Source organism: Mucilaginibacter pineti (assembly GCF_900101875.1).
In the GTDB taxonomy this organism is placed as follows: Bacteria; Bacteroidota; Bacteroidia; order Sphingobacteriales; family Sphingobacteriaceae; genus Mucilaginibacter; species Mucilaginibacter pineti.
Genome location: NZ_FNAI01000004.1, coordinates 186,770 through 212,023 on the forward strand (window position 1 = coordinate 186,770; position 25,254 = coordinate 212,023).

32 protein-coding genes are annotated in these 25,254 nt (G+C 43.5%); 19 read left to right on the forward strand and 13 right to left on the reverse strand.

Annotated features, from left to right (window positions below; translation table 11 throughout):
* The first annotated feature begins 88 nt into the window (after window positions 1–88).
* Entirely contained in the window at window positions 89–685 is a 597-nt protein-coding gene (locus BLS59_RS11340; RefSeq protein WP_205411248.1) for a hypothetical protein, read from the forward strand.
* Between the two features lie 108 nt (window positions 686–793).
* On the opposite strand, the gene BLS59_RS11345 is transcribed toward BLS59_RS11340, so the two are convergent.
* Window positions 794–1,144 (reverse strand): hypothetical protein, encoded by a 351-nt coding sequence (locus BLS59_RS11345; RefSeq protein WP_143014107.1) that lies wholly within the window; start codon window positions 1,142–1,144, stop codon window positions 794–796.
* A gap of 197 nt (window positions 1,145–1,341) precedes the next feature.
* Window positions 1,342–1,509: a hypothetical protein gene (locus tag BLS59_RS31585; RefSeq protein WP_205411249.1), complete on the reverse strand. Its 168-nt coding sequence runs from the start codon at window positions 1,507–1,509 to the stop codon at window positions 1,342–1,344.
* A 454-nt stretch (window positions 1,510–1,963) separates the two neighbouring features.
* Between BLS59_RS31585 and BLS59_RS11355 the strand changes: the two genes are divergently transcribed.
* From BLS59_RS11355 to BLS59_RS11410, 11 genes are all read left to right on the forward strand, one after another.
* Window positions 1,964–2,383 (forward strand): cobalamin B12-binding domain-containing protein, encoded by a 420-nt coding sequence (locus tag BLS59_RS11355; protein ID WP_091149237.1) that lies wholly within the window; start codon window positions 1,964–1,966, stop codon window positions 2,381–2,383.
* Window positions 2,384–2,394: 11 nt separating this feature from the next.
* Window positions 2,395–3,177: an enoyl-CoA hydratase/isomerase family protein gene (locus tag BLS59_RS11360; protein WP_091149241.1), complete on the forward strand. Its 783-nt coding sequence runs from the start codon at window positions 2,395–2,397 to the stop codon at window positions 3,175–3,177.
* Window positions 3,178–3,760: 583 nt separating this feature from the next.
* Window positions 3,761–4,354, forward strand: coding sequence for an outer membrane beta-barrel protein (locus tag BLS59_RS11370; RefSeq protein WP_091149246.1), 594 nt, complete (start codon window positions 3,761–3,763; stop codon window positions 4,352–4,354).
* Window positions 4,355–4,529: 175 nt separating this feature from the next.
* The gene (locus BLS59_RS11375) at window positions 4,530–5,960 is read left to right on the forward strand and encodes a sigma-54-dependent transcriptional regulator (RefSeq protein WP_091149249.1); all 1,431 of its coding nucleotides are present in this window, start codon (window positions 4,530–4,532) and stop codon (window positions 5,958–5,960) included.
* A gap of 1 nt (window position 5,961) precedes the next feature.
* On the forward strand, window positions 5,962–6,168 hold the full coding sequence (locus BLS59_RS11380; protein ID WP_091149252.1) for a hypothetical protein: 207 nt from the start codon (window positions 5,962–5,964) through the stop codon (window positions 6,166–6,168).
* A gap of 166 nt (window positions 6,169–6,334) precedes the next feature.
* Window positions 6,335–7,378 (forward strand): AI-2E family transporter, encoded by a 1,044-nt coding sequence (locus BLS59_RS11385; RefSeq protein ID WP_091149254.1) that lies wholly within the window; start codon window positions 6,335–6,337, stop codon window positions 7,376–7,378.
* A 154-nt stretch (window positions 7,379–7,532) separates the two neighbouring features.
* Window positions 7,533–7,799, forward strand: coding sequence for a YtxH domain-containing protein (locus BLS59_RS11390; RefSeq protein ID WP_091149256.1), 267 nt, complete (start codon window positions 7,533–7,535; stop codon window positions 7,797–7,799).
* Between the two features lie 133 nt (window positions 7,800–7,932).
* A complete protein-coding gene (locus BLS59_RS11395; protein WP_091149259.1) occupies window positions 7,933–8,283 on the forward strand; it encodes a phage holin family protein in 351 nt (116 codons plus the stop codon).
* Window positions 8,284–8,287: 4 nt separating this feature from the next.
* On the forward strand, window positions 8,288–8,731 hold the full coding sequence (locus BLS59_RS11400; protein WP_091149262.1) for a hypothetical protein: 444 nt from the start codon (window positions 8,288–8,290) through the stop codon (window positions 8,729–8,731).
* 68 nt (window positions 8,732–8,799) lie between these two features.
* Window positions 8,800–9,450, forward strand: a complete 651-nt coding sequence (gene trmB / locus BLS59_RS11405; protein ID WP_091149264.1) for a tRNA (guanosine(46)-N7)-methyltransferase TrmB — start codon at window positions 8,800–8,802, stop codon at window positions 9,448–9,450.
* A gap of 143 nt (window positions 9,451–9,593) precedes the next feature.
* Window positions 9,594–9,926: an MGMT family protein gene (locus BLS59_RS11410; protein WP_091149266.1), complete on the forward strand. Its 333-nt coding sequence runs from the start codon at window positions 9,594–9,596 to the stop codon at window positions 9,924–9,926.
* 5 nt (window positions 9,927–9,931) lie between these two features.
* Here BLS59_RS11410 and BLS59_RS11415 read toward each other — a convergent pair whose 3' ends face one another.
* Together BLS59_RS11415 and BLS59_RS11420 are read right to left on the reverse strand one after the other, a co-directional pair.
* A complete protein-coding gene (locus BLS59_RS11415) occupies window positions 9,932–10,126 on the reverse strand; it encodes a hypothetical protein (RefSeq protein ID WP_091149269.1) in 195 nt (64 codons plus the stop codon).
* Window positions 10,127–10,128: 2 nt separating this feature from the next.
* Window positions 10,129–10,488: a VOC family protein gene (locus tag BLS59_RS11420; protein WP_091149274.1), complete on the reverse strand. Its 360-nt coding sequence runs from the start codon at window positions 10,486–10,488 to the stop codon at window positions 10,129–10,131.
* An 86-nt stretch (window positions 10,489–10,574) separates the two neighbouring features.
* On the opposite strand from BLS59_RS11420, the gene pnuC reads away from it, so the two are divergent.
* A complete protein-coding gene (gene pnuC / locus BLS59_RS11425; RefSeq protein WP_091149277.1) occupies window positions 10,575–11,201 on the forward strand; it encodes a nicotinamide riboside transporter PnuC in 627 nt (208 codons plus the stop codon).
* Window positions 11,202–11,639: 438 nt separating this feature from the next.
* Here the strand turns inward: pnuC and BLS59_RS11430 are convergent, their stop codons facing one another.
* Window positions 11,640–12,134, reverse strand: a complete 495-nt coding sequence (locus BLS59_RS11430; protein WP_091149280.1) for a GNAT family N-acetyltransferase — start codon at window positions 12,132–12,134, stop codon at window positions 11,640–11,642.
* A complete protein-coding gene (gene pepT / locus BLS59_RS11435) occupies window positions 12,107–13,408 on the reverse strand; it encodes a peptidase T (RefSeq protein ID WP_091149283.1) in 1,302 nt (433 codons plus the stop codon). Before pepT ends, BLS59_RS11430 begins: the two co-directional genes overlap by 28 nt.
* A 79-nt stretch (window positions 13,409–13,487) precedes the next feature.
* On the opposite strand from pepT, the gene BLS59_RS11440 reads away from it, so the two are divergent.
* The 4 genes from BLS59_RS11440 to BLS59_RS11455 all read left to right on the forward strand — a co-directional run bounded on the left by BLS59_RS11440 (window position 13,488) and on the right by BLS59_RS11455 (window position 17,637).
* Complete coding sequence (locus BLS59_RS11440) at window positions 13,488–14,210, forward strand: outer membrane beta-barrel protein (RefSeq protein ID WP_091149285.1); 723 nt, start codon at window positions 13,488–13,490, stop codon at window positions 14,208–14,210.
* On the forward strand, window positions 14,211–14,567 hold the full coding sequence (locus BLS59_RS11445) for an MmcQ/YjbR family DNA-binding protein (protein ID WP_091149287.1): 357 nt from the start codon (window positions 14,211–14,213) through the stop codon (window positions 14,565–14,567).
* 694 nt (window positions 14,568–15,261) lie between these two features.
* Entirely contained in the window at window positions 15,262–17,007 is a 1,746-nt protein-coding gene (locus tag BLS59_RS11450) for a M14 family zinc carboxypeptidase (RefSeq protein ID WP_091149290.1), read from the forward strand.
* Window positions 17,008–17,637: a rhomboid family intramembrane serine protease gene (locus tag BLS59_RS11455; protein ID WP_091149292.1), complete on the forward strand. Its 630-nt coding sequence runs from the start codon at window positions 17,008–17,010 to the stop codon at window positions 17,635–17,637. It begins immediately after the preceding gene.
* On the opposite strand, the gene BLS59_RS11460 is transcribed toward BLS59_RS11455, so the two are convergent.
* The gene (locus tag BLS59_RS11460; RefSeq protein WP_091149295.1) at window positions 17,606–18,595 is read right to left on the reverse strand and encodes a hypothetical protein; all 990 of its coding nucleotides are present in this window, start codon (window positions 18,593–18,595) and stop codon (window positions 17,606–17,608) included. The two genes, BLS59_RS11455 and BLS59_RS11460, sit on opposite strands and share 32 nt — an antisense overlap.
* A gap of 210 nt (window positions 18,596–18,805) precedes the next feature.
* Here BLS59_RS11460 and BLS59_RS11465 point away from each other — a divergent pair, with 210 nt between their 5' ends.
* Entirely contained in the window at window positions 18,806–19,816 is a 1,011-nt protein-coding gene (locus tag BLS59_RS11465) for a dipeptide epimerase (protein ID WP_091149298.1), read from the forward strand.
* A gap of 115 nt (window positions 19,817–19,931) precedes the next feature.
* Here BLS59_RS11465 and BLS59_RS11470 read toward each other — a convergent pair whose 3' ends face one another.
* The 4 genes from BLS59_RS11470 to BLS59_RS11485 all read right to left on the reverse strand — a co-directional run bounded on the left by BLS59_RS11470 (window position 19,932) and on the right by BLS59_RS11485 (window position 22,075).
* Window positions 19,932–20,528 carry a hypothetical protein gene (locus BLS59_RS11470; protein WP_091149301.1) on the reverse strand — a complete coding sequence of 199 codons (597 nt, stop codon included), beginning with the start codon at window positions 20,526–20,528 and terminating at the stop codon, window positions 19,932–19,934.
* A gap of 126 nt (window positions 20,529–20,654) precedes the next feature.
* Window positions 20,655–21,560: a prohibitin family protein gene (locus tag BLS59_RS11475; protein ID WP_091149303.1), complete on the reverse strand. Its 906-nt coding sequence runs from the start codon at window positions 21,558–21,560 to the stop codon at window positions 20,655–20,657.
* 9 nt (window positions 21,561–21,569) lie between these two features.
* The gene (locus tag BLS59_RS11480) at window positions 21,570–21,758 is read right to left on the reverse strand and encodes a DUF6358 family protein (protein WP_091149305.1); all 189 of its coding nucleotides are present in this window, start codon (window positions 21,756–21,758) and stop codon (window positions 21,570–21,572) included.
* A gap of 2 nt (window positions 21,759–21,760) precedes the next feature.
* Window positions 21,761–22,075 carry a rhodanese-like domain-containing protein gene (locus BLS59_RS11485; protein ID WP_091149587.1) on the reverse strand — a complete coding sequence of 105 codons (315 nt, stop codon included), beginning with the start codon at window positions 22,073–22,075 and terminating at the stop codon, window positions 21,761–21,763.
* 208 nt (window positions 22,076–22,283) lie between these two features.
* Between BLS59_RS11485 and BLS59_RS11490 the strand changes: the two genes are divergently transcribed.
* Complete coding sequence (locus BLS59_RS11490) at window positions 22,284–23,402, forward strand: DUF4407 domain-containing protein (RefSeq protein ID WP_091149308.1); 1,119 nt, start codon at window positions 22,284–22,286, stop codon at window positions 23,400–23,402.
* 135 nt (window positions 23,403–23,537) lie between these two features.
* On the opposite strand, the gene BLS59_RS11495 is transcribed toward BLS59_RS11490, so the two are convergent.
* Complete coding sequence (locus BLS59_RS11495; RefSeq protein WP_091149310.1) at window positions 23,538–24,140, reverse strand: flavodoxin family protein; 603 nt, start codon at window positions 24,138–24,140, stop codon at window positions 23,538–23,540.
* A gap of 370 nt (window positions 24,141–24,510) precedes the next feature.
* A complete protein-coding gene (locus BLS59_RS11500) occupies window positions 24,511–25,254 on the reverse strand; it encodes an ABC transporter ATP-binding protein (protein WP_091149312.1) in 744 nt (247 codons plus the stop codon).

The window sequence follows — 25,254 nt, forward strand, 5'->3', positions numbered from 1 at the left end:
ATTACCTTTAATTACATTTCAACATTTACTGTAAATGAAAGCATATAATTTCGAATATACCAGGCAGGATATTGGATACCTGTTGTTTGTGTTATCCTTTGCAATAATAGGTTTAGGAATACTTTTATTTAAGAATTTATTTAACGATTTATTACCAGCCGGTTTTGTGATAATATCCCTTATAGCTGCAGGGGTAACATTCTTTTTATTAAACAGACATCGAATTAAAAGAACAGGAATTGCAAAACTTTCTATGAGCGATTTAACAATCGAACTAAATCAATCGTTGTATATTAATTTTGCCGATCTGAAGTACTACTATATATATGATGGAAAAAATGGACCTGCTTTTACCCTGGGGTTTATAAACGGATCCAAATTCAAAATAGCGGCTAACAATAATTTCTGTAATGTCGATCTGATCATGGTGTTTCTAACTGATTTTCGATCAGCGATAGAAAACTATAACGCGCAAAATAATGCAAACATCATTCGGTTGGAATCTATATGGGCCAGAAAGTACGCCCCGCACATTTTAAGTGTATTCACCGTATTAATAATACTCGGGTTTTGTTTTACACGTATGCCTGTTTTGATACTGCCAATAAGTTTTAGTGCATCCCTGCTTGTAGGCTGGATTAGGTATTTTCAATTGAAAAGCAAAAATAAGCTTGTTGATTTTTGATTGTGAGGATCAGATATTTTCGCTTGCTTACCAAGAAATTATGGCAACTTTAATTTACAATACGACAGCTGAAGCATACGCGGCACGCGTGCGCCAGCGAAGGTGAAATTACATGATTTGAATCCACATGATGGAACCCAGCAAAAGTGGAATCAAAAACAGCAGGCCAATTGAAGTAGCTTTAATTATTAATCGCCTTTTTGGAGAATAATTTTTCAAATATATCTCAGATAACATAAGATGCTTTTCACTGTCAAAAAAATAGAACTTAATTAAAAAGAAAACTCCAAAGCCTAGTATACTGAAAATAATGAGAAATACACTCTCTGGTAAACTATCTTTATTAATCAAATCTCCTGCAATAACTTTTGCAAACATTGCACCAGAAATAGCTACAAATAATGCAATCGCAAAAGACGTCTGAAACCATGGAACTACCTGTCTTCCTCTTTCTTTCATTGCGCAAAAGTGGGTATAAATACTTGTTAAAAATAAATCAATAATTTTCATATTATTTCTCTTCATTATAATGATCTCTAATCAAATCTGTTCCTGTTGTGAGCACAGCGTATCCACAAGTACCTCGGGGGCAAATAGTGCAACACCAATTGTCCCTAAACCTTCTACGAGGTCAAACCAATAATGCTTAAAATCCGTTATCCCTTGATAAATCTTATGTCCAGTTGAAATCGAGCAGCAACAGTAATCAGAGCGCATAAGCCCGAAACTTTATCCAAACCTAATATTTTGGTATCATCTTTAGCTATCGAGTAAGCAAATTTCTGTGCTCCTTGTAAAAACCCATCTGTTGCTGTCATACTCATATCGATGGCTCCGTTAAGATCTAAAAGCTCATTCAATCCCTTTTTTTCTGCTTTATTGAAAAGTATTGCCGATTTAGTGGCGTTAAATTAGTTATATGCTGCCCGGACCACTGCTAGGAGCGATTGTAACAATGGTGTTTTCTAACCCGCGCGGGGTTAGCATAGCGTAACCCGTGTGAAAGCATGTATTAAGCTTCCAGCTTAACCATACGCCGGCTGAAAGCCGACACCATGCCAAGTCACGGGCTGGAAAGCCCGCGCCAGTAAAAGGTAAGAACCTCTCAATGCGCCGTAGGTGCTACGTGTTTGTAGAAACTATAATCAAAATCCGTTTTGCGCCGTAGGTGCTACCCCTCACAAACCGAACACCAAGTGCCCGGATAACAATCATTATTGCACATTCCATATTATCCCGCCTTTCTTATTACTTTTACAATAACCAATAAGGTTATACATGAGTAATACCTTTAACCGCCCCATACGCGTATTAGTTGCCAAAGTAGGGCTCGACGGGCACGACCGCGGCGCACGTATCATTGCTACCTCGCTGCGAGACGCCGGCATGGAAGTAATTTATACCGGCCTGCGCCAAACGCCCGAAATGGTGGTGAACACCGCCCTGCAGGAAGATGTGGATGCCATTGGCATATCCATACTCTCGGGTGCGCACATGACCGTTTTCCCCAAGATCATTAAACTCATTAAAGAAAAACAGATGGACGATGTACTGCTTACCGGCGGCGGCATCATTCCCAATGAAGATATGCTGGCCCTCAAAGCACAAGGCGTGGGCGAGCTTTTCCCGCCCGGTACCAGCACGCAGGATATTGTTAAATACATTACCGGCTGGGTGCATGAGCACCGTAACTTTTAATAGCTTAACCTATGGAATACCCAAATTTACTGATAGCCACCACAGGCCGCATACAAACCATTACCATAAACCGCGAAAGCAAGCTTAACGCCCTCAACAAAGCTACCCTTGCCGAGCTGCACACCGCCTTTACCCATGCTTTTAATGATGCGCAGGTTGGCGGTATTATTTTAACCGGCGCGGGACCAAAAGCATTTGTGGCCGGGGCTGATATCGGCGAGTTTGCGGGTTTGGATGCAGAAGCCGGCACTGCCCTGGCCCGCGATAACCAGGCAAACGTTTTTAACCTGATAGCCAATGGCAGCAAACCGGTACTGGCCGCCGTAAATGGTTTTGCACTGGGCGGCGGGTTGGAACTGGCGATGGCCTGCCACATCCGCATAGCATCTGACAATGCCAAAATGGGTTTGCCCGAAACTACGCTTGGTCTTATACCCGGCTACGGCGGTACCCAGCGGTTAACCCAACTGGTTGGCAAAGGCAAGGCATTGGAAATCATCCTGACTGCAGATATGGTTACAGCTGCCGACGCCCTGCAATTTGGCCTTGTTACCAATGTTACCAGTCCTGACAACTTGCTGGCAGTTGCCGAAGCGACGATTACAAAAATAATACAGCGTGCGCCGCTGGCATTAGCTGCCGCCATCCGCTCGGTTAATGCGGGCTTAACAGATGGTATTAACGGTTACGAAACCGAAATAAGGGAATTTGGCAAATGTTTCGGCACCCAGGATTTTAAGGAAGGTGTTGCTGCCTTTTTAGAGAAACGCAAGGCAGATTTCAAGGGCGAGTAATATATTCAGTTAATATTATTAGTGTTAGGGATAGCAGCGGATACCGGCCCGTGGCTAAGGCCATGTGCAGTATGAGCGGATAGCCCGGGCCGCAGGCAACACCCAAAGTATTTGAATGAATTGGGAAGTTGCTTTGTAATTACCTGAAAATATTGTGGGGTCAAGCATATATGAGGCCTCACCTAAATCCTCTCCAAAGGAGAGGACTTTAATAGCTAAGCATGTGTTTTTAAGTTCTACTCCTTTGGAGAAGGGTTGGGATGAGGCTAAAAGCACCCGATTGTTAACACCCAACCCGGCCCAATTAACAAACTTTTGCCCCACCAAACCCAATTCACGCAGAAAACCCAATTTCAACAGGCAAAACCCTATGTTAAGCCAATGTTAATTCTGACAAATAAAAAGCAAATATTACCCTATTTTACACTCGGCTGACCAAAATACCAATCGGGTCAAAAATTAAAATACTATTAATCAATCGATTAAATGAACATGACTTTTGGATGAAAAATCATATATGATTTCATGCTTTAATTTGCTCTGTGTTTAAAACAAAAACATATATCAAAAACACACAATTGTTATGAAAAATTCATTTAAAATCTCAGCCCTTATCGTTGCTTTCGCTGGTTTAGCATTTAGCGCAAAAGCACAAACAACAACTACTACTACCACTACTACATCAACAACTACTCCAGGCGGCATCCGTTACAGCATTGGTGTTGATGCAGGTATTCCTACAGGTAATTTCAAAAATGGTTACAAATGGAACATAGGCGGTTCATTACAGGCAGATATCCCGGTTGCAAGCCAGTTATTTGTTACTGTTAACGCTGGTTACAACAACATTTTTGGTAAAAAAGATGTAGCAGGTACAGGTGTAAATGTTCCAAACGTACAATTATTGCCAGTTAAAGCAGGTTTAAAATACTTCGTAATACCTAACTTTTATGTACAGGGCGAAGCAGGTGCAGCATTTTTGCTAAACAAATCTGATTTCTATAACGACAAATCAACTGCGTTTGTTTACGCTCCGCAAATTGGTGTTCAGTTCCCTGTAAGCGCAAGCAGCTTTATTGATGCAGGTGTTCGTTATGAGGCTACTACCAAATACAGCAGCAACTTTGATGGCAGTAAAGTAAACTTTGTAGGCATTCGTGTAGCATACGGGTTTTAATATATGACCCTACTTATACCTATAAATAAAAAGGGCGGCCAATCGGTCGCCCTTTTTATTTATAGCCTATTTTAAGGCGTGTGAACAACAATTTAAACAAAATCTCCTCAAATTAGCGACAATCTTTGTACCTTAAGCCCTTTAATACATTTACCAATCACCTGTAATTGCTGATATGAAAAAAATCCTCATCATTGATGATGAAGTTAATGTAGCCATATTGCTATCAAAGTTTTTAATACGCAATGGCTTTGATGTAAGTACCGCATCAAGCGGCACAAGCGGTATGGAAGCCCTTAAAAATGGCGAGTTTAACCTTGTTTTATGCGATTTTAGATTAGAAGATACTGACGGGCGCGAGATGCTGAGGAATATAAAAACTCAATATCCAAAAACCGGGGTAATTATTATAACAGGCTACTCGGATATAAAAATGGCCGTGGAACTCATTAAAATGGGCGCTTACGACTACATCACCAAGCCCCTATATCCCGACGAAATATTAAACACCATTAACAAAGCTTTTGAAACCCACCATGCGCTGGTTGAGGATGCCGATAGCCCCGCTGTTATTGCTGATAAATCAAAAAGTAAAGAAAACAAAAAACAGGTATACGCCAGTGAATTTGTTGCCGGCAGCAGCCGGGCGTCAAAAGAACTGGTAAGGCAAATTGAACTGGTAGCCCCTACCAACTACAGCGTTATAATTTTAGGCGAAAGCGGTACCGGTAAAGAGTCGGTAGCTAAAAGCATCCACCTCAACAGTCCGCGCCATAACCAGCCTTTTATAGCTATGGATTGCGGTTCGTTAACCAAAGAGCTTGCTGCAAGCGAGTTTTTCGGGCATGAAAAGGGTTCTTTTACCGGCGCTTTATATACCAAAATCGGTCACTTTGAAATGGCCAACGGCGGCACCTTGTTTTTAGATGAGGTAGGTAACCTATCCTACGAAATTCAGGCAGCCCTGCTGCGCACCGTACAGGAGCGCAAGGTTAAAAGAATTGGCAGCACCAAGGAGATAGACCTGGATGTACGCATTATAATTGCCACCAATGAAAGCCTGCAAGATGGCATCCTTAAAGGAAAATTCAGGGAAGATCTGTACCATCGCTTTAACGAGTTTACCATATACATGCCGCCGCTGCGCGATCGTGGAAACGATATTATGCTGCTGGCCGAGCATTTTTTAAAAATTGCCAATACCGAACTGGGCCGTAACGTAACCACGTTTTCGCAGGAGGTTATTGATTGCTTTATGCACTACAGGTGGCAAGGCAACATCCGCGAGCTTAAAAACGTGATAAGACGTGCAGCTTTACTGGCCGAAGATAACGAGATAACCATGAAGGCCTTACCGCTGGAGATCTCTAACTTTAAAACGCCTGTATTTGAGCAGCAATCATCATCGTCATACACACAAACCAACGATGTACCTGAGGTGAAGGAAAACAGGCATGATCTTAAAAACGCCGCCCTTGAAGCCGAGTATGAAACTATTATTAAGGTTTTAAGAGAGGTGAACTTTAACAAAACAAAAGCCGCCGAGATCCTGAACATCGACAGGAAGACGTTATACAATAAAATGAAGGCCATAAACCTTAAATAAAATGGAACAGTTGCAAGAGGAAAAGAACGGTGACGAGGAATTGCGCAAATTAAAGCATGATATTAAAAATCAGCTTTCAAACATCCATTTGGCATTGGAACAGTTGCGGTATGAAATTCCAAATCCTAATACCGATTGCTTGTTTTATATGGATACCATCTCCATAAGTTCGCACAGGATAAATACCCTGCTTAAAGAAACCGATTAGGCTTTTTTACAGCATATAATGTTTACCAAACGCCAAAACTTTTTGGCGTTTTTTTGTTTATTGTAACAAAGGCGAATTATGGGCGACTAATGTAAGAACATGCCATAGTTCCTTGGTATTCATATTGATGCAGCTATTTATTATTGACCGTATTTACTAACCCTTCATGTCTATTTTTAATTACAAGCAGCGCAACAACATTATCCTGGTAAGCATTATTGTGCTGGGCTGTTTTTTGCTTTATGCCATAAGCGGCCTGTTCAGCTCTATACTGGGGGCTATTGTGCTGTTCACTATTTTTAGGCCGCTGTATATTAACCTGGCCGAAAAACGGGGCTGGAACAAACCGGCAGTGGCGTTACTCATCATATTTACATCGCTCATAGTTATCGTTATACCCTTCCTTATCCTGAGTATAATGGTGGTTGGTAAAATATCCAGTATAAATATCAGTCAGCTGCCTATTGACCAATGGACCTCAAAAATAGATGCCTTTGCCGCAGCTAATCTTAACCAGCCGCACTTTGCCGAGGATACCTTGCAAAAGCTGGGCAATATTGCTACCGGCTTGTTCCCATCTATATTAAGCAGTGCTGCCAGCATCATATTAACATTACTGGTGCTGTATTTTCTGCTTTATTTTATGCTTACGCAGATGCGGGAGTTTGAGGCGGGCATGTTAAAGTACGCCCCGTTCAGAGAACAGCACGCTTTAAAGTTTGCGCAGGCCCTGCGCGATTCTACCTACTCAAATGTGTTGGGCCAGGGTATAATAGCGCTTATCCAGGGAATATTGCTGGCCAACGGGTTCTGGATCTTTGGCATCGGCGACCCGATATTCTGGGGGGTTATAGCCATCTTTATTTCGTTTTTACCGGTTGTTGGGGCGCCAACGCTTTGCATCCCCGCAAGTATTATACTTTTTGCACAAGGCCATAACTGGCAGGGCGTATTACTACTGGCCTACGGCCTATTGTTTATCGGCAATGTAGATAACGCCATAAGGATGATCATCAACAAGCGCATTGCCAACACCCACCCTATTATATCTATTATAGGTGTGTTTATAGGTTTGCCGCTATTTGGCATATTAGGCCTGGTTTTCGGACCGGTACTTTTATCGTACTTTTTGCTGCTGCTTGAAATTTATGAAACCAACCGCATGGCGGCCGACAGGCTTGAAAGGATAAAGTTAGGGCCAGAAAACTGACAATGCCTGCATACTTTTGTGAACACACGAACGCGTACAATAACAACATAAAAAACTATTTATACAGAAATTACAATCAAATAGCGTAATTGATGATATTTGGCAGGATATTTACTCTTAAACAAACAATTGTTCAACTTAAAATTATATTACAATGAATGATAACTCAAAAGTAGTTGTTGCATTGCTTGCTGGTTTAGCCGCAGGAGCAGCTTTAGGAATTTTATTTGCACCTGATAAAGGTAATGAAACACGCGATAAGCTTACAGAATCATTAAAGAACCTGGGCGATTCTATAAAAGATACCGCCGCGGCCGAAATTGATAACCTGGTTGGCTTAAAAGACAAAGTGGTTGAAAACATTAAATCAAAAATAAGGGGCGCCGAAGAAGAATATCAGGACGACCTGGAACACGCATAATTAAGGATTAAAGAGCAAGGATTTATGGAGCAAAGAATAATGATCGTTAAGTAAGCAGATCATTTTCTGATCGATAATCCATAAATCCTTGTTCCTTGCTCCCGAACAAATTATCGAATTATATATACATCCTATGGAAGCCAAAAAAGAAACACCACCACCATTACCACCTATAATTGACCAGTTAAAGGAGTACGCCGAAACTCGCTTTAAGCTATTTAAATATGAGGCTATAGAAGGTGGAACTTCAATTTTAGCAAATATAATTACCGATGTTGTTGTGATTGTAAGCATGCTGATTGCATTTATGTTTGCCAGCTTTACTTTAGCTTATTACCTGGCCGATGTGTTAAAATCAACCTGGGCGGGCTTCGGGTGCGTAGCATTAATTTACGTTTTCATTGCACTCATCATAAAGTTCAACCGGCTGAAATTCGAAAAGTCGATAGCAAACATCTTCATCCAAAAAATATTCAAAAACTAACAGCATGGCTTTCCAAATAAAATCGATACATGATCTGCAGGATGAGATCTTTAGACTAAAGACGGTTGAAGACCAGCAGAGCGTGCTTTTAAAGGCCCGCTTCAGCAGTCCTTCGGCTATATTTTCATCCGTTTTAACCCTGTTCCCCCGTTCGCATGATACCGATGGTATTAAAAACCCAGGTCTTTTTCATCCGGACATCATCAACCTTGTTTCGAGGTTTGTAATTCCGCTTACCTTAAATAAAACCATTTTTAAGCATTCTAACTTTATTGTTAAAACGTTGGTAGGCCTGGTATCGCAAAAGGCATCCAACTATGTTAATGAAGATTCCGTTTCGGGCGTATGGGGTACTGTTAAAGGTATTTTTGAAAAATTCACCAAAAAGAAGCCAAAGCATACCGATAAACCGGCATACAGGCAGCCCGACTTGGGCCCGGCCATATAAAGCTATTTTAACTGCCTGCCCGCTCAATTAGCAGAAAAAACTATTTTTGCACTTTATTTAAAAATTAAGTGGGAAAAGATAAGTTAAAACGCTTTGCCGAAATTGATACCTTCAGCAATGTATTACAGTTAGATGCCGGCAAGCCTTTTAAAGGTGCTTGGAGCAGGGATTTTTTTAAAAACGACAACCCGGTAGTACTGGAGCTGGCCTGCGGCAAAGGCGAGTACACCGTAAACCTTGCCCAACTATTTCCAGATAAAAACTTTATTGGTATTGATTACAAAGGCAACCGCATTTGGCGTGGTGCTAAAACTGCTATTGAAGATGGTGTGCCCAATGTAGCCTTCCTCCGCATCCAGATAGAAAACCTGCTTGATTATTTTGCCCCCGGCGAAGTAGACGAAATCTGGATAACCTTCCCCGATCCGCAGCCGCAATTGAGCCGGGAGAAGAAAAGACTTACCTCGCCGCGTTTTTTAAACAAGTACATCGAAATACTAAAAACCGGTGGTTGCGTAAATTTAAAAACCGACAACGACGGCCTGCATGCTTACACTGCCGAAAAGATTGACGAGCTAAAATTGCACCTGCATATTAAAACCGAAGATCTTTACCATTCTCCTTACGCCAACGAGGTACTATCAATAAAAACCTACTACGAAAAAAAATATTTGAAGGATAACAAGAACATTAACTATCTTAAATTTTCGTTCGCTTAATTACAAAAGGGCTGTCATGCTGAGCCTGTCGAAGCATAGCGGGTAAAGGCCTCTACTCGCCCCCCTTCGACAAGCTCAGGGTGACAGGCCCGCTACATTGACCATTTCAATAACATAGTGTAAAATTATACAAGACTTTCACCATGGAAGACATCAACTTTTTTGATAAAGTTTACCAGGTTGCCCGCTTAATACCAAAGGGCAGGGTAACTTCCTATGGTGCAATTGCAGCTTACCTGGGCACAAAGGGATCGTCGAGAATGGTGGGTTATGCCATGCAGGCTGCAGGCAAGGCTAAGCCGCCCGTACCGGCACATAGGGTAGTTAACAGGCAGGGTTTGCTTACTGCAAAATTCCATTTCGGCGGCAACACCATGCAGGAAATGCTGGAAAGCGAGGGTGTAAAAGTTATTGACGACCAGGTACAGGATTTTAAAACCCACTTCTGGGACCCTATGATCGAGCTGGCTTTGTAGGCAGTTTATAGCAGTATGCTGTTGTACCAGGTAACCATCACCAATAATTCAACCAGCGGCACAATTACAGCCGTTGTTTTATAACCGCTGGTGTAAAGCCAGCGAAAAGTGTAACTGCAAATTATTATGGGTATAGCTATAGTCAACAGCCAAAATAAAGCTTCAAAAAACACATAATCAGTTTCGATACTTCCGGGCATAGCTAATCAATAATTTGCAATAACTCCATCCTGTTACCAAAGGGATCAATAAAAGAAAACCGGATACGCCCGGCAATATCGGGCTCCTCCAAAAACTTCAAACCGTAATTCTCCAGGTGTTTGCGCGCCGCAACAACGTCGGTTATTTCAAACGCGGTATGGCGGGATGTATAGGGCAATGCCGCTTCTACTCCTATATGCAGTTCCATATCGCCAATACCAAACCAATACCCGGCCGATGAAAATCGGGGTCTTTCTATTTGCTGTAAGCCAAGCACATTGGCATAAAACAATCGCGCCTCCTCCAGTCTTTGAGGCGGTACACAAATGTGAATATGGTTGGCACGTTTAAAGTTGATCATGACTATTACAATTATAAGGCTTTTGGCTATTAAATGCACCGCGCGGCGGCTCTTTTAAAACATCCCGATTTCATATCTTTGAAAAAATGGAGCTTTTATCTGTAGGCCAGCACATAGTGCAGGAAATTAAACAAACCAGCAGTCTGGAGTGGATAGGTGCCGTAACAGGTATTGGCTGCGTTTACCTGGCCGCCAAACAAAGCATCTGGAACTGGCCCGTTGGCATCATCAGCGTACTGGCCTACGTTATTGTTTTTTACGAAAGCAAGCTTTTTGGCGATGCCGGTTTGCAGATCTATTTTTTAGGTACGGGGATATACGGCTGGTATTTTTGGCTCCGGAAAAAAGAACGACATGAAAAACCGGTAACCAGTTTAACCCCGCGCCAATACATTTGGGTTATTATAGCTACGCTGATATTATCGGGCCTGCTTGGACTTTTTCTGCATAAATTTACCAGTACCAATGTACCTTATATTGATGGCTGCTGTACGGCCATCAGCTTTATGGCCCAGCTGCTCATGACCCGCAAGGTACTTCAAAACTGGGCGCTATGGATCTTTGTAGATATTTGCTACGTGCCGCTATACATTTATAAAAGTTTGTATGTAACGGCCATCCTATACGTTATTCTGCTGGTACTGGCCTGCCTCGGCTACATCGACTGGCGACGGGAGTATAACAAGATCAAGGCGGAGGGCGATAATGCTTAAAATTATACTATTTACTGGCTTGGGCTTTCAGCCATAAGTGTTCGAAACCCTAGAGATTTATAAAAAGGTTGTCATTTCGACGAGCCCGCATGGGCGTTGTGTGTGAGGGGTAAGGAGAAAGCTTCAACGAAATACTGAGTCCACTTGTATTTCGCAGAAGATTTCTCCTCGTACCTCGTCGAAATGACAACCTTTTTTATTTGTTCGAACACTTTTGGCTTTCAGCCCGTGACTTAGCATGGTGTCGGCTTTCAGCCGACGGGCAATATGACATCCTTTTTTAAGTTTGTCATTCTGAGCGAAGCGAAGAATCTAATCGCCGACATGCAAGCCGTATAGCAGATTCTTCGCTCCGCTCAGAATGACAATATTTTTAAATATCTGCACATCTGTAATTTGAAATCTGCACATCTGAAATCTAAAATCTGCACATCTATCTCACACTTCCTTGCGCATCACATAATCATTCATGAAGTATTCGCCTATGGCAATATCTTCCATGTAGGCTATTTTGAAACCCATTTTTTGATAAAAATTGCGGGCGTTGTTGTAGCGGTTCACGTTTAGTTCCAGCAGTTTTTTGCCGGCTTTTTTTGTTTTTTGAGCAACTTCGTTTATCAATATTTTGCCATATCCCTTTCCCTGGGTTTGCGGCAGGCAATACAGCTTATGCAGCTTATACACATCGGGATTTTCATCGCGGGGCGAGTATGCCGCAAAGGCCACCGGCACATCACCCTCCAATAGTAACAGGTAGGTTTGGGTGTTTTTCGCTATCTGCGTAGTAATTTTATCTGTAGCGTAAATTTCGCCCAGCATAAATATTATCTGCTCAGTAGGCAATAAGGGTCCGTAGGTTGCCCACCATGTTTTATCGGCTATCTGGCGGATGGTTTCAACATCATTTATGGTTGCTTTGCGTATCGTATACATGTTATAATAGTATCTTCATTAAAATAACTTTTTTCCTCCCATATCATACAAAGGTGCAATATGGTTTCTACGGCTTTTTGCATATCCTGTACAGATACCCATTCCTGTTTGCTATGAAAAGCGTGTTCGCCGGCAAAAATATTGGGACAAGGCAATCCCATGAATGACAGGCGCGAACCATCGGTACCGCCCCTTATACTGCAAAGTTTGGCGGTTAATCCGGTACGGTCAATAGCCTCCATCGCGTAAGCCACAATCTGCGGATTTTCATCCAGCACGCCTTTCATGTTGCGGTATTGCTGGCTGGTGGTTAGGGTATATGACGATGCCGGGTACTGCTCCAAAACCGCATCGGCAGTATGGCGGATAACATTGGCATGACCCTTCAACTTCTCCGCATCAAAATCACGGATGATGAAGTCGATAGTCGCCGTTTCTACATGACCCTCCATGCCAACAGGATGTACAAAACCCTCCATATCCTCAGTATGCTCTGGCGACAGGCTATCCGGCAACGCCGCTATTATCTTGCCCGCAATTTTTATGGCACTTTCCATTTTGCCTTTTGCAAAGCCGGGGTGCGCACTTATTCCGTTTATGGTAAGCCTGGCACCATCGGCACTAAATGTTTCATTTTCCATATTGCCCGCGCTTTCGCCATCCATAGTGTAACCGGCAAAGGCGCCAAGTTTGGCAATATCTACATGATCTACCCCGTGGCCAACCTCTTCATCGGGCGTAAATAATATGCGGATGTCACCATGCTTAATTTCGGGATGGTTCATCAGCTGATAGCAGGCATCCATAATTTCGGCAACGCCTGCTTTGTTATCCGCACCCAGCAAGGTAGTACCGCTGGCCGTTATCACATCATTGCCCAGTTGGTTTTTAAGATCGGTGTGTTCTGTTAGTTTGATGACCTGCGTGTTATCATCGGGCAAAACAATATCCTGTCCCTGGTAATTTTTATGCACAAGGGGCTTCACGTTTTTACCGCTGCAATCGGGCGCGGTATCCACATGCGAGCAAAAGCATATCACGGGCACCTGCTTGTTGGTATTTGAGGGAATGGTGGCGTATACATAACCAAATTCATCAATATGCGCATCACTTACACCAATGGCCAACAGCTCATTAACCAGCAAGCGGCTCAGGTCTTTTTGCTTTTCTGTTGATGGGAAGGAAACCGAAGATGGATCAGATTGCGTATCGATAGTAACGTAACGCAAAAAACGTTCGGTAACTGTAAAATTTAGTGATGAATTAAAATTCATAAGTTTATATTAGTGAAATTTTTTTTACCCAATTTTGAACTTCCTGGTTAGCATTGTAAATATTGATTAAAAAATAACATTGAAAAAATATATTCTGATTTTTGTTTTTGCTTCTGCTTCGCTCGTGGCGAAAGCCCAAAGCGGTTTTAATTATTACGAGTGGGGTGTTGGCGCCGGAGCAAGCATAGTGCGACCCTATGCCGACTTAAAAAAACAATATAACGACCTTGCCTTCAACATAAACCTTACTTACAATTATAGCCCGTATGTGCCCATAGCACTTGAGCTACAATTAGGTACCCTACGCGGCGGAGGCGATGCCATAAGTCTTGACAAAGACACCCGAAAGTTTAACAACAAATACAAAGCGTTAATATTAAGAGGCGATTTGATGGCCGGCGAAATAATTGATTATGCCGATAATGACTTTCTGAACGCTATAAAAGATTTTTATATAGGTTCTGGCATTGGGGCTATCAATAACAATGTAAAGGTTAACCGATATAGCCTTATCGATCCTACTTATAAATTCCCGGGCAAGGATAAAAGTGTTGAGCTACTTATTCCTTTAAGGTTTGGATATGAATTTAAATTGTACGATGCATACGATCAAAACTCGTTTAATATAAGCATTACCTATCAGCATAATATTACTTTTGGGGAAGGATTGGATGGCTATAACGATCCGCCCGATAAATTCAAGAATAACGCCCTTGACCAGTACGCGCAGGTTACCATAGGTTTTAAATATAATTTTGGTAATACAACCTCCTATACCAAGTTAATCAGAAGTTTCAGGTAAGTGAATGTAGAAGAACTGCGCGATTATTGCCTGCAAAAACCAGGAGCAACAGAAGGTTTTCCTTTTGGCGAAGATACCCTTGTTTTTAAAATAGCCGAAAAGATTTTCCTGCTGATAGGCTTGACCCAGGCCAACCGCTTCAACGTTAAGTGCGATCCCGAGCTTGCCGTTGACCTGCGCGAGCGCCATCCCGAAGTACAACCAGGCTACCACATGAACAAAAAAATGTGGAACACCGTTTATATGGACGGCTCGCTAACCCGCAAACAGCTCTGTGAAATGATTGATCATTCATACAAAGAAGTGGTTAAAAGTTTACCCAAGAAAATTCAGGCTGAAATAGCAGAGCTGGAATAACTGCGGGAAGCGCTTTGAAAACTAACCAAGGCTACTACTCACCCCGGCTACGTTTCGCTGGCCGCCTCTCTCTACGGCAAGCCGTAAAGAGGGTGAAAACGTTTTTTCTGTTTTACATAATCTAAAATCTCAAACATTGCCTCCCCTCTTTCCGCCGAAGGCGAAGAGAGGGTGCCCGAGCGTAGCGATGGGCGGGTGAGTAGTCTGCGGTTAATACTCTCTTGCGCTCGTTTGTAACCACAATTGTTGGGAAGAATAAATTTTAACAAAAAGGTTGTCATTTCGACGAGCCTGCATGGGAATTGCGTGTGAGCGACAAGGAGAAATCTTCTACGAAAGGCTAAGTTCAATTGCATATCGTAGAAGATTTCTCCTCGTACCTCGTTCGAAATGACAACGCCTTTTATCTTCCCAACACTTGTAGTTTGTAACGAGCGCTTAACATGGTTACGCGATTGCATCGCGAAGAAGCATCGCAGACGCAAGAACACTTTAAGCACTCGTTACAAACGAGCGCAAGTGTCTACTTTATATTATCTCCACCAAACCCGCCCCTCTTTCCAGCGAAGCTGAAGAGAGGGTGCCCGAGCGCAGCGATGGGCGGGTGAGTAATCTGCGAGCGATACAACACGTATTTTTTTTCATTTACATTCAATTGTAATCGCTTGGTTCTATCTTAGCAGAAAGATTATCAATGAAAAGAGTACTATCCATTTTGTTTGCCTGTTTTATAGCCTTGGGTGCCCATGCGCAGTTAACCCCGTTTGAGCAAAGCAAGGATAAAAACTATACGGCTACTTATGCCGAAGTGATCAGCTATTACAAAGCCCTCAATAAGCTGTATCCGCAGCAAATGAAAATGATAAATTACGGCACTACAGATGTAGGTAAGCCGCTAACACTTATTGTACTTTCGCGCGATAAGGTCTTTGATCCGGCGCAGATCAAAAAACTGGATAAAAGGGTACTGCTCATCAACAACGGCATACACCCCGGCGAGCCCGAAGGTATTGATGCCAGCATGATGCTCACCCGCGATCTGCTTAAAAGCAACCAGCTGCCCAAAGATGTGGTGCTTTGTTTTATCGCCCTTTATAATATTGATGGTAACCTCAACCGCGGCCAGAGCAGGGTGAGCCAGAACGGACCTGTTGCCTACGGTTTCAGGGGTAATTACCGCAACCTTGATCTTAACCGCGATTTTATTAAGGCCGATAGCCGCAACGCCCTTGCCTTTACGCAGATCCTGACCGCCTGGCAGCCCGAAATTTTCCTGGATAACCACACCAGCGACGGCGCGGATTACCAATATGTGATGACGCTGATTGAAACCCAAAAAGATAAACAAAACCCCATCCTTGCCGATTATACCGCCAAAACGCTTACACCATACCTGTACAGCCACATGAAAAAAAGCGGCTACGAGATGATTCCCTATGGCGCGGGCGAAGAGGGATTGCCGGATTCAGGCATTGTGAGCTTTTTGGAAACACCGCGCTTTGCAACCGGCTTTACCGCCCAACATAACATCATTAGCTATATTACAGAAACGCACATGCTTAAACCCTTTGATAAGCGCGTATATGCCACCTATGATTTTATGCAACACCTTATTACTATTAATCAGCGTGATGCCAAGCTGATAGGGCAATTAAAAAAACAGGCCGATGCGGCCGTTACACAGCAAAAAACATTTGCGCTGAAATGGGAGGTTGATAAGGATAAAGTAGATACCATTACCTTTAAAGGCTACGAAGCAGGCTACAAAACCAGCGAGGTAAGCGGATTGAAGCGTTTGTATTACGACCGCAATAAACCCTACACCAAAACCATAAAATACTACAATACCTACAAAGCAACTGCCACAGCCGATAAACCTGTTGCCTATGTAATACCGCAGGCCTGGGGTAAGGTTATTGATCTGTTTAAATTAAATGGTGTTAAATTGCAACAATTGGCGCATGATACCACGCTAAACCTGCAAATGTATTACTTTGGCGATATCAAAACACCAGCAAAACCATTTGAAGGACATTACCTGCACAGCAGCGTACAGCTTAACCCCGTTGATATGCCCGTGAAATTTTACGCCGGCGATTACGTGGTATATACTAACCAGGCCATTAACCGTTATATTGTAGAAACGCTGGAACCACAGGGTGTGGATTCGTTTTTTAGCTGGAACTTTTTTGATTCTGTTTTGGGCGAAAAGGAATATTTTTCTGATTATGTGTTTGAAGATATTGCCGCCACCCTGCTAAAAAAAGACCCCGCCCTGAAAAAGAAACTCGACGATGCCAAAACTAAAGATCCGCAACTGGCCGGCAGCGCCGCGGCACAGCTTAATTTTGTTTACCGCAATTCGCCCTATTTTGAAAAAACTTATATGCGCTACCCGGTGGGCCGCCTGCTAACCAATACTAAACTCGATTTAAACTAAATGGAATATCTTACTTATACACCCGTAGCGTCTATCATATTCGTTATCACCATCATCGTTTCCCTCCTTGCTTTTTACAATCAAAACCTGTATGGTAAGCTCATGCTGCACCCATACAACGTATCGCGCGGACATTATGTTTATACCGTTATAACCAGCGGCTTTATCCACAAGGATATGATGCACCTGATATTTAACATGGTGTCTTACTACTTTTTTGCTTTTACATTAGAACAAACCATCGGGCACTGGCAGTTTGGGCTGCTGTATATGGTAAGTCTTATTTTAAGCGATATGCCATCGGTATTAAAGCATAAAGAAAACTACAGTTATTACAGCCTTGGCGCTTCGGGAGCGGTGAGTGCGGTTATATTTGGAGCGATATTGTATTTCCCTTTAACCCCAATGGGTATTTTAATACTGCCTATACGTATGCCCGCATTTATCTTCGGGATTTTGTACCTGGTTTATTGCAGCTACGCTTCTAAATATTCAAGAGATAATATTAATCACGATGCCCACTTATTTGGTGCGCTTAGCGGCCTAATGATCACTTTTTTACTTAATCCCCCTGTATTGTCCGAGTTTTTTCACCAGATCAGCGGGGCAGTTCAATCGTTTGGGCATTAACAAAATCGCCGTTGGCATCAAATAAAAAGCTCATCGGTCTTTCCGGGTCTTTAATGATCTCGAACAGCAGGTAGCCCCAGTTTTTCCAGAAGTTTTCCAGCACCTGGCCGTAAATTTTGGGCACCCAGTCGTCAAAAAGCGGCTTGCTGCTGAGGCCTCGCAATGGGGCGGCTTCAATGTAAATAGTATCTTCAACGGGCATTACATCATACTCGGGCAGGCGGTTAAACAGGTAGGCCGAGTAAAACAGGCGCGCATTCACCTCTTCAAACTGTATAGGGTGCAGGGTTTGTCCTTTTATTTTATCCATCACCTCTTTATGGTAGCTGGCGTTTGCACCGTTATCCTGCAGGCAAATAATCAGTCCGAAATCTTTTATCCGCAGCGAGAAGGTAAGCGTGTTGATCTCGTCGCGGTAGCCAAATACATCACCGGCGTTATCAACCTTAAATAAAAACACGCTGAAGGGGTTAAAGCCGTCCAGCTCCAGCGGCAGGTTAATACTTTGCAGCATCAAATGCAGGTTACTGAATTTGTGGATGATGGATTGCGAAATATTAAACTCCTCTCCCTGCGCGTGCTGCTGCCTTATACCGGCCTGTATCTCATTAAAAATAATACCGTACAGCAGTTTGCCCGCCCATTGAAAAAGCTTTAGTTCATCCAGTGCTTTTACGCCCTCGTAACCGGCAGCAAAGGCGGCGGCTACTTCGGATTCCAGCGGCTCCAGGAATTGCTCGTTCACGGCAGCACTGCAAGGTAGTTTGAGGTCTTTGTAAGTGGCCATGCTTTCGTCAAGCAGTTTAAAGGGCTGGTCTTCCAGGTTGTAACGACTCATGAGCCATTGCGGAAAAACCTGGATCTTTTCTTCCTCGGTATTTAAGGCCTCCCCGGTAAGGAAACATTTGTTATTGCTGAAATTAAACCGCTCGAACGGTGCATAAATTTGTGCCGGCATAGCGGCAAAGATAAGGATGAATATAGATGTGCAGGTGTGCAGATTTCAGATGTGCAGATTTTTTACTTTGAAAGGATGAATACAGATGTGCAGGTGTGCAGATTTCAGATGTGCAGATTTTTCTTTGCCTGAAGCTGAATGAAAGAATTAAAATCATTGCACATCTGAAATCTGCACATCTGAAATCCGCATATTTGCATATCTGAAATTATGGAACTGACATATCAACCTTTCGAACTTCAATTAAAACACGCTTTTACCATAGCCAAATTTTCGCGCACAACAACGCCCGTTATGCTGGTGCAGATAAAACACGAAGGCAATACCGGTTACGGCGAAGCCAGTATGGTGCCTTACATGGGCGAAAGCCACCAAAGCGCTACTGATTTTTTGAGTAAGGTTGATATTGGCCGGATTAGCTATCCTTTTGATTTTGGGTCGATAATTGATTATTTGGATAGTATAGCCTCCGGCAACCCGGCAATAAAAGCCGCTATTGATATTGCGTTGCATGATTTGGACGGCAAAATAAAGCAGCAGCCATGCTGGCAACTATTGGGCAGCAACCCTGCGCTGATGCCAGTTACCAGCTTTACCATCGGCATTGATACGCCCGAAATGATCGTTAAAAAAGTTAAAGAGGCCGAAGGCTTTAAGGTGATAAAAGTAAAGCTGGGTCGCGATACCGATAAGGAGCTCATCGGCACTATTCGCTCGGTTACCGATGTGCCACTTTATGTGGATGCCAACCAGGGCTGGACAGACCTGCAGCAAAGCCTTGACATGACCTACTGGCTGCAGGAACAAGGCGTACAACTTATTGAGCAGCCCATGTTAAAAACCGACCCCGACAGTAATGCCTGGCTCACCGAACGCAGCCCCATCCCCATTATTGGCGATGAAGCTGTACAGCGTTTTGAGGATGTGGACAAGGCCAACGGCGTGTACACCGGTATCAACATAAAACTCATGAAATCGGCAGGCATTTATGAGGCTACGCGGATGATAAAACGCGCCCGGGAACTAAACCTGAAGATAATGATTGGCTGCATGACCGAAACCAGCTGCGCCGCCTTAGCCGGCCTTGCCCTCGCCCCCCAATGTGATTGGGTAGACCTGGACGGTCCGTTTTTGGTAAGCAACAACCCCTACCAAATGCCAGAATTTAAGGATGGGAAGTATGTGTTGAATGAGGACAGTGGTTTGGGGGTGAGGGTGTAAATTATGTCATCAAACATAAAAGACTTACGAAGTTTTAAAAACTTCGTAAGTCTGGTAAATCTTCATTCATATTGTCCAATAGTCCTTTTATCTCAAAAGTCCCAAAGTCCAAAAATCACTTAAACCGCAACCCGTGAAAAGCCCCGGCAAGCAGGGTTTGGTAGTTTTCCTGGTTGTCTGACAGGAAAAAGCAATAGGCATCGGCAACGTTCTCTTTGTGGATAGTTATGGCCATGCAGTATTTATAGTCGCCGGCAAACTCGTGCGCGGGTACGCAAAAGGTGGTTGCACCCCAGTCGGCACTAAACTCGTTTTTAACGGCGCCCGGGTCAAATTCCTTTATTTGCGGGAGTTTGCCGCCGCCGACATTCATTACGGTAGCCATGAAAGCCGTTGTATGCAAATTATTCGGACTAAGATTTATATCTCCCGGTTTTTTATTCTTCTCCTGCCCGGCAAAGCGCATCAACATGCTATCCAGCGGCCTTATGGTATACCTCACCTCGAACGCCTTATCTTTTGATTTTAGCGCGTACTCGTAATTCATCTGCCCGTTTTTAACAATGGGAACTTCCACCATGCCCTCTGGCGGCGTAAAAGTTAACTGAGCGCGGGTAAGCAATGCTGTAAAATTAGCCGGCAGGTTATCCGATTTAAATGAGGCCAGTACAATAAAAAGAAATACTACTGATACAGGTTTAATACGCAGCATAATAAAAGGTTTATGCTATAAATATCCGCAATAAAAACGGATATAAACAAAAAGCCTCACCCTGTTTTTAACAAAGTAAGGCTTGTCCCATTCAATGACTTAATGACTAATGACCCAATGACTAATTTACTTATCACTCAGCATTATCGGCGTATTCTTACCGCCGTTAAGGATGATCACTTTGGCATTTGGCGACAGGGCTATATCTTTTTGCGCCTTTATCATTTCATATTGAAGCTGCTTGTCTGACAAGCCGGTGGACAGGATCTTTTGATAATCGGCAATACCCTGGGCTTCTACGCGTTTACGTTCTGCTTCCTGGCGTTCCTTTTGCAGCACGAACTGCATTTTCTGCGCGTCCTGCTCGGCATTTATCTTTGATTCGATGCTGGCCCTTACCGATGCGGGCAGGGTAATGTTGCGCACCAATATCTGTTGCAGCTCCAAACCGCGCTTGGCAAAGTTACCGGTAATGAACCTGTTTATCCTATCCTGAAATTCCTGGCGTTTGGTAGAGTACAGGTCTACAGCGGCATAATTCACCGCATTATCACGAATGGCAGTACGCGATACCGGGCGAACTATTTTTTCTAAATAATCTTCCCCGATATTCTGCATAATGTAAGGAGCCTTGTCTGGGTTCACTTTATATTGAACCGATAGATCGATGGTAACCTCCAATCCGTCAGATGAAAGTACACGGATGGCATCATCGCCCTCTTTTGAGCCTTCGTCTTTAACGCCGCTCATGGTATAGGTTTGCAGCTGAATATCAAACGTAGTGATCTCCACCACCGGGTTTATAATGTGCAAGCCGCTTTCCAGCACGTTGTCCTGCACCTTACCAAACAGCGTTTGTACGCCAACCTTACCCGGCTCAATAACCTTAAACATAGATAGTAAAAGGCCTATTACCACCATTGCTATACCTACCAAAGTGGCCGTACGACTAAAGCGATGGGCAGGCTCGGGTGAGTTTTTGAGTACTATACCCACCACGAGCACAATAACTCCTAATATTGCTATAAACATGCAATGAAGCTACATCTTTTTTTGCGCTTCCCTTACGTCTTTTAACAATCTTATTTTGAAGACTATAACAAGTGCCATAGCAAATATGGCGATAGCCATGTATGTATAATTTTTAGCACTATATTGCTGGTAGGCAACAAACGCACACAGTACTATACCTATGGTATACAGCACATTAAGCACCAATTTAAAACCCATGATTAATAAACGCTAAGGTCTGGATCAATTTCTGCAGCCCAGGCTAAAATACCGCCCTGCAGGTTGTATAAATTGGTAAAGCCCTTTTGCTCCAATTGCATAATGGCTGCCGCACTGCGTTTGCCGCTGCGGCACATTATCACTACGGGCTTATCTTTATAAATTTTATCGGCCTCAATTAAAATGCCGCCCAACGGTATCGACTGGCCGCCAAGGTTTGATGTTTCATACTCAAAATCTTCCCTAACGTCAATCAGTTGAAAATCTTCGCCTTTATCAATTTTTTCTTTTAGTTCCTGTACGGTTATCTCGTTCATGTCAAATAAAATTATCATCCAAAGGTAGCTTTTTTTCTATATCAAATAATTACGGTTGTTTTTTGTAACAATCAATGCCCCTGTGCGTTTCATATATAATTTATAGCCAATTAGCTAAAAAAGGCTAATAAGCCATAAATTTGGGGCTGTTCGGTGTCAAAATTTTACACAGCATTGAAACACCACTGTAAAACATAACATCATACGGATGAAAAAAGTTACACGCTTTTTCTGGTTTTGCTCAGGAGCGCATATCGATACCTTAAAAAAATACCCAATTGAGCATAATAAATATGTGGGCATTGGGGCTACTATATTCTTTACCGCGCTGTTCGCCTCACTATCTGGCGGGTACGCTATGTACTTTGTTTTTAATGGCGATGCTTTCGCTGTAGGTTTCGCCATACTGTTTGGATTGCTTTGGGGTACGGCCATTTTTAACATGGACCGCTACATCGTATCAAGCATTAATAAGGAAGGCAGTACCAACCAGCAGATCTTACAGGCTTCGCCGCGTATTTTACTGGCCATAATGATTGGTGTGGTTATCTCGCGCCCGCTGGAGCTAAAGATCTTTGATAAGGAGATCCGTCAGAAATTAAAAACATCGTACCTGAAAGGGCAGCGCAGTAAGATAGATACCCTCGAAAAAACGTATAATCAGAAATACGCCATGGAGCTGGGTAAAAACACCGATCTGAAAAAGGAAAAAGATTCGCTCGAAAAAGATATCAACCGCTCGCGCTTCCAGTTAAACCAGGAAGTTTTTGGCGATAAAACCAACCAAACATCGGGCATTACCGGTTATGGTACCTATGCCAAGCAAAAGCAAACGGTATTGCAGGAAAAAGAGGCCCGGCTTAAAACCGTTACCGATAACCTGGGGCAAATGGATGAATACCTGAGCCACCGTAAGGATTACGAGGGCTTAAACAGCACCCGTTTATTTAACGACCATCAGTTGGATAGCCTCTCAAACGTGGCCGGTTTTAGCGACCGTAACTGGGCGCTGGGGCAACTGTCTTATAACGCTAATGGCACCCGCGATCTGGATACTTATATGGCCATTTCATTCATCGGTTATTTGTTTATTTTGTTTGAATGCCTGCCGGTGTTTGTGAAACTGATGTCGCCAAAGGGACCATATGATACCGCCCTTGCCAAAATTGCCGAAGCCAATATTTACATGGCCGGTAAAGAAAAAGACCGCGATATAACCGTTACCGACAACACCTACGATCATAATTTAGATACCGACATACAACGCCGTAAAAAGATCATTACCTCACAATCTGACTATGATTTTGAGCGGCATAGCTATGATTAAATATAGCGTCATTGCGAAGTACGAAGCAATCTCTAAGTAAACGGCCTGTCACCCTGAGCCTGTCGAAGCATGACACCCCTATATTTAATTTCAGCCTCAACAGACGAAGGTTTTAAAACTTGCAATAACGCTATTCTATTTCCACGCGGGGATAGGCGTTTTCTTTAAAGCATTTGCCACAGCCACCACGTTGGCCGCCACCATTTTCCCTGTTTCCCTCGACCATTCTTTCCTGAAATCAGATTCGAGATAGGAATTACCAGGGCCGGGACCATTGTTCCAGTAAGTGTATGATTGCGGGGCTATGGTGAAGCCAACATCCATTAGTCCGCTGGCAATTTCAGTAACTACGTGGCGGGCGCCGTCCTCTTCGCCGGTTACTACAAAGCCGGCTACCTTATCGTAAGTAATGGGGCGGCCTTTATCATCCCGTGCCGGATACAACCCGTTAATACGCTCCATAACCCGCATAGCCATACTGGATAGTGTACCCATCCAGGTAGGTGTAGCCATAATAAGTATTTCGGATGCCAGGAGTTCTTTTAGTATAATGGGCCAGCCGTCACCATCACCCAGATCAGATTTGATGCCGGTTTTCACGTCGTAATCGGCAACGCGTATCATGTGGGTTTCAACGCCGAGGCGTTCCAGTTCCTTCACAACTATTTTAGCCAGTGCCTCGGTATTTGAGGGCTCGGGCGATGGCTTTAACGTGCAGTTTAACACCAATGCTTTCATATTGGTGTAACGAGGGAAAGGATGGATTGTTTAGCCTCACCTATATCCTCTCCAAAGGAGAGGACTTTGAAGATTCCCGAAACTAATTTTTATTCCCTCCCAACGGGAGGGGTGCGGATGGATGCGCGCAAAGGCAGGGAGGGGTTTCTGCGTGCAATATTCATATTCCCAGCCGGTTAAACCGCTACCTCCTCCTTCCCCAGGGAAGGAATCGCACATGGCCCATGCTTTTTACAGCAAGTTCAAGCGTTATAGTAAGCGTGAACGCTTACCTTTTACTTAGTTCAGGCGTGGACGCCTGAACTTGCAAGCTAAGTTTTTACCTCCCTCTCCTTTGGAGAGGGCCGGGGTGAGGCTACCGGGGTGAGGCTTAATGATTCTCTTCCTCGTCTACCTTAACAGCGGCAGTAAAGGTTTGGCCTACGCCAAAGTAATCTTCCAGCTCGTTCAGGGTTGATGAACTGGTAGCTATGTCTTTAATAATTACCCCTTTTTCCATCAGCAGGATGCGGTCGCACACGTCGGTAATGTGGTTTAAATCATGGCTGGATACTATGGTGGTAATTCCTTTGCTTTTGTTAAGGTCTTTAAGCATGTTCTTTAACCTGAACTGCGTACTTGGGTCGATATTGGCGAAAGGTTCATCAAGCATCAGCAATTGCGGGTTTTGGAGCAGGCATGAGGCTACCCCCACCTTGCATTGATTCCCTTTTGAAAGATCGCGGATATATTTTCCTGTCCGTAGGATCTCGCCGTTAAAAAAGTCGCCCAGCTGCGCCAGTGTTTCATCAACCTGGGGCTGACTTTGCTGGTGCAAACCGCCAATAAAGTAAAGATATTCTTCGGGCGTAAGGTAATCTATCAGAAAGCCTTCATCAAGGTATGATGCAGTGTAGCTTTTCCAGCTTTCGCTGCCGGCAACAACCTCCCCGTTTGACAGTACCTCGCCGGCTTCGGGCAGGATCAGATCAAGGATCATGCGGAACAGCGTAGTTTTACCCGCACCATTATTACCTACCAGGCCAATACTTTCGCCTTTGGCAATAGTTAGCTGCGGTACATTTACAACCGTAACGCCGCCATAAACTTTTTTAAGGTTTTTAATTTCTATCAT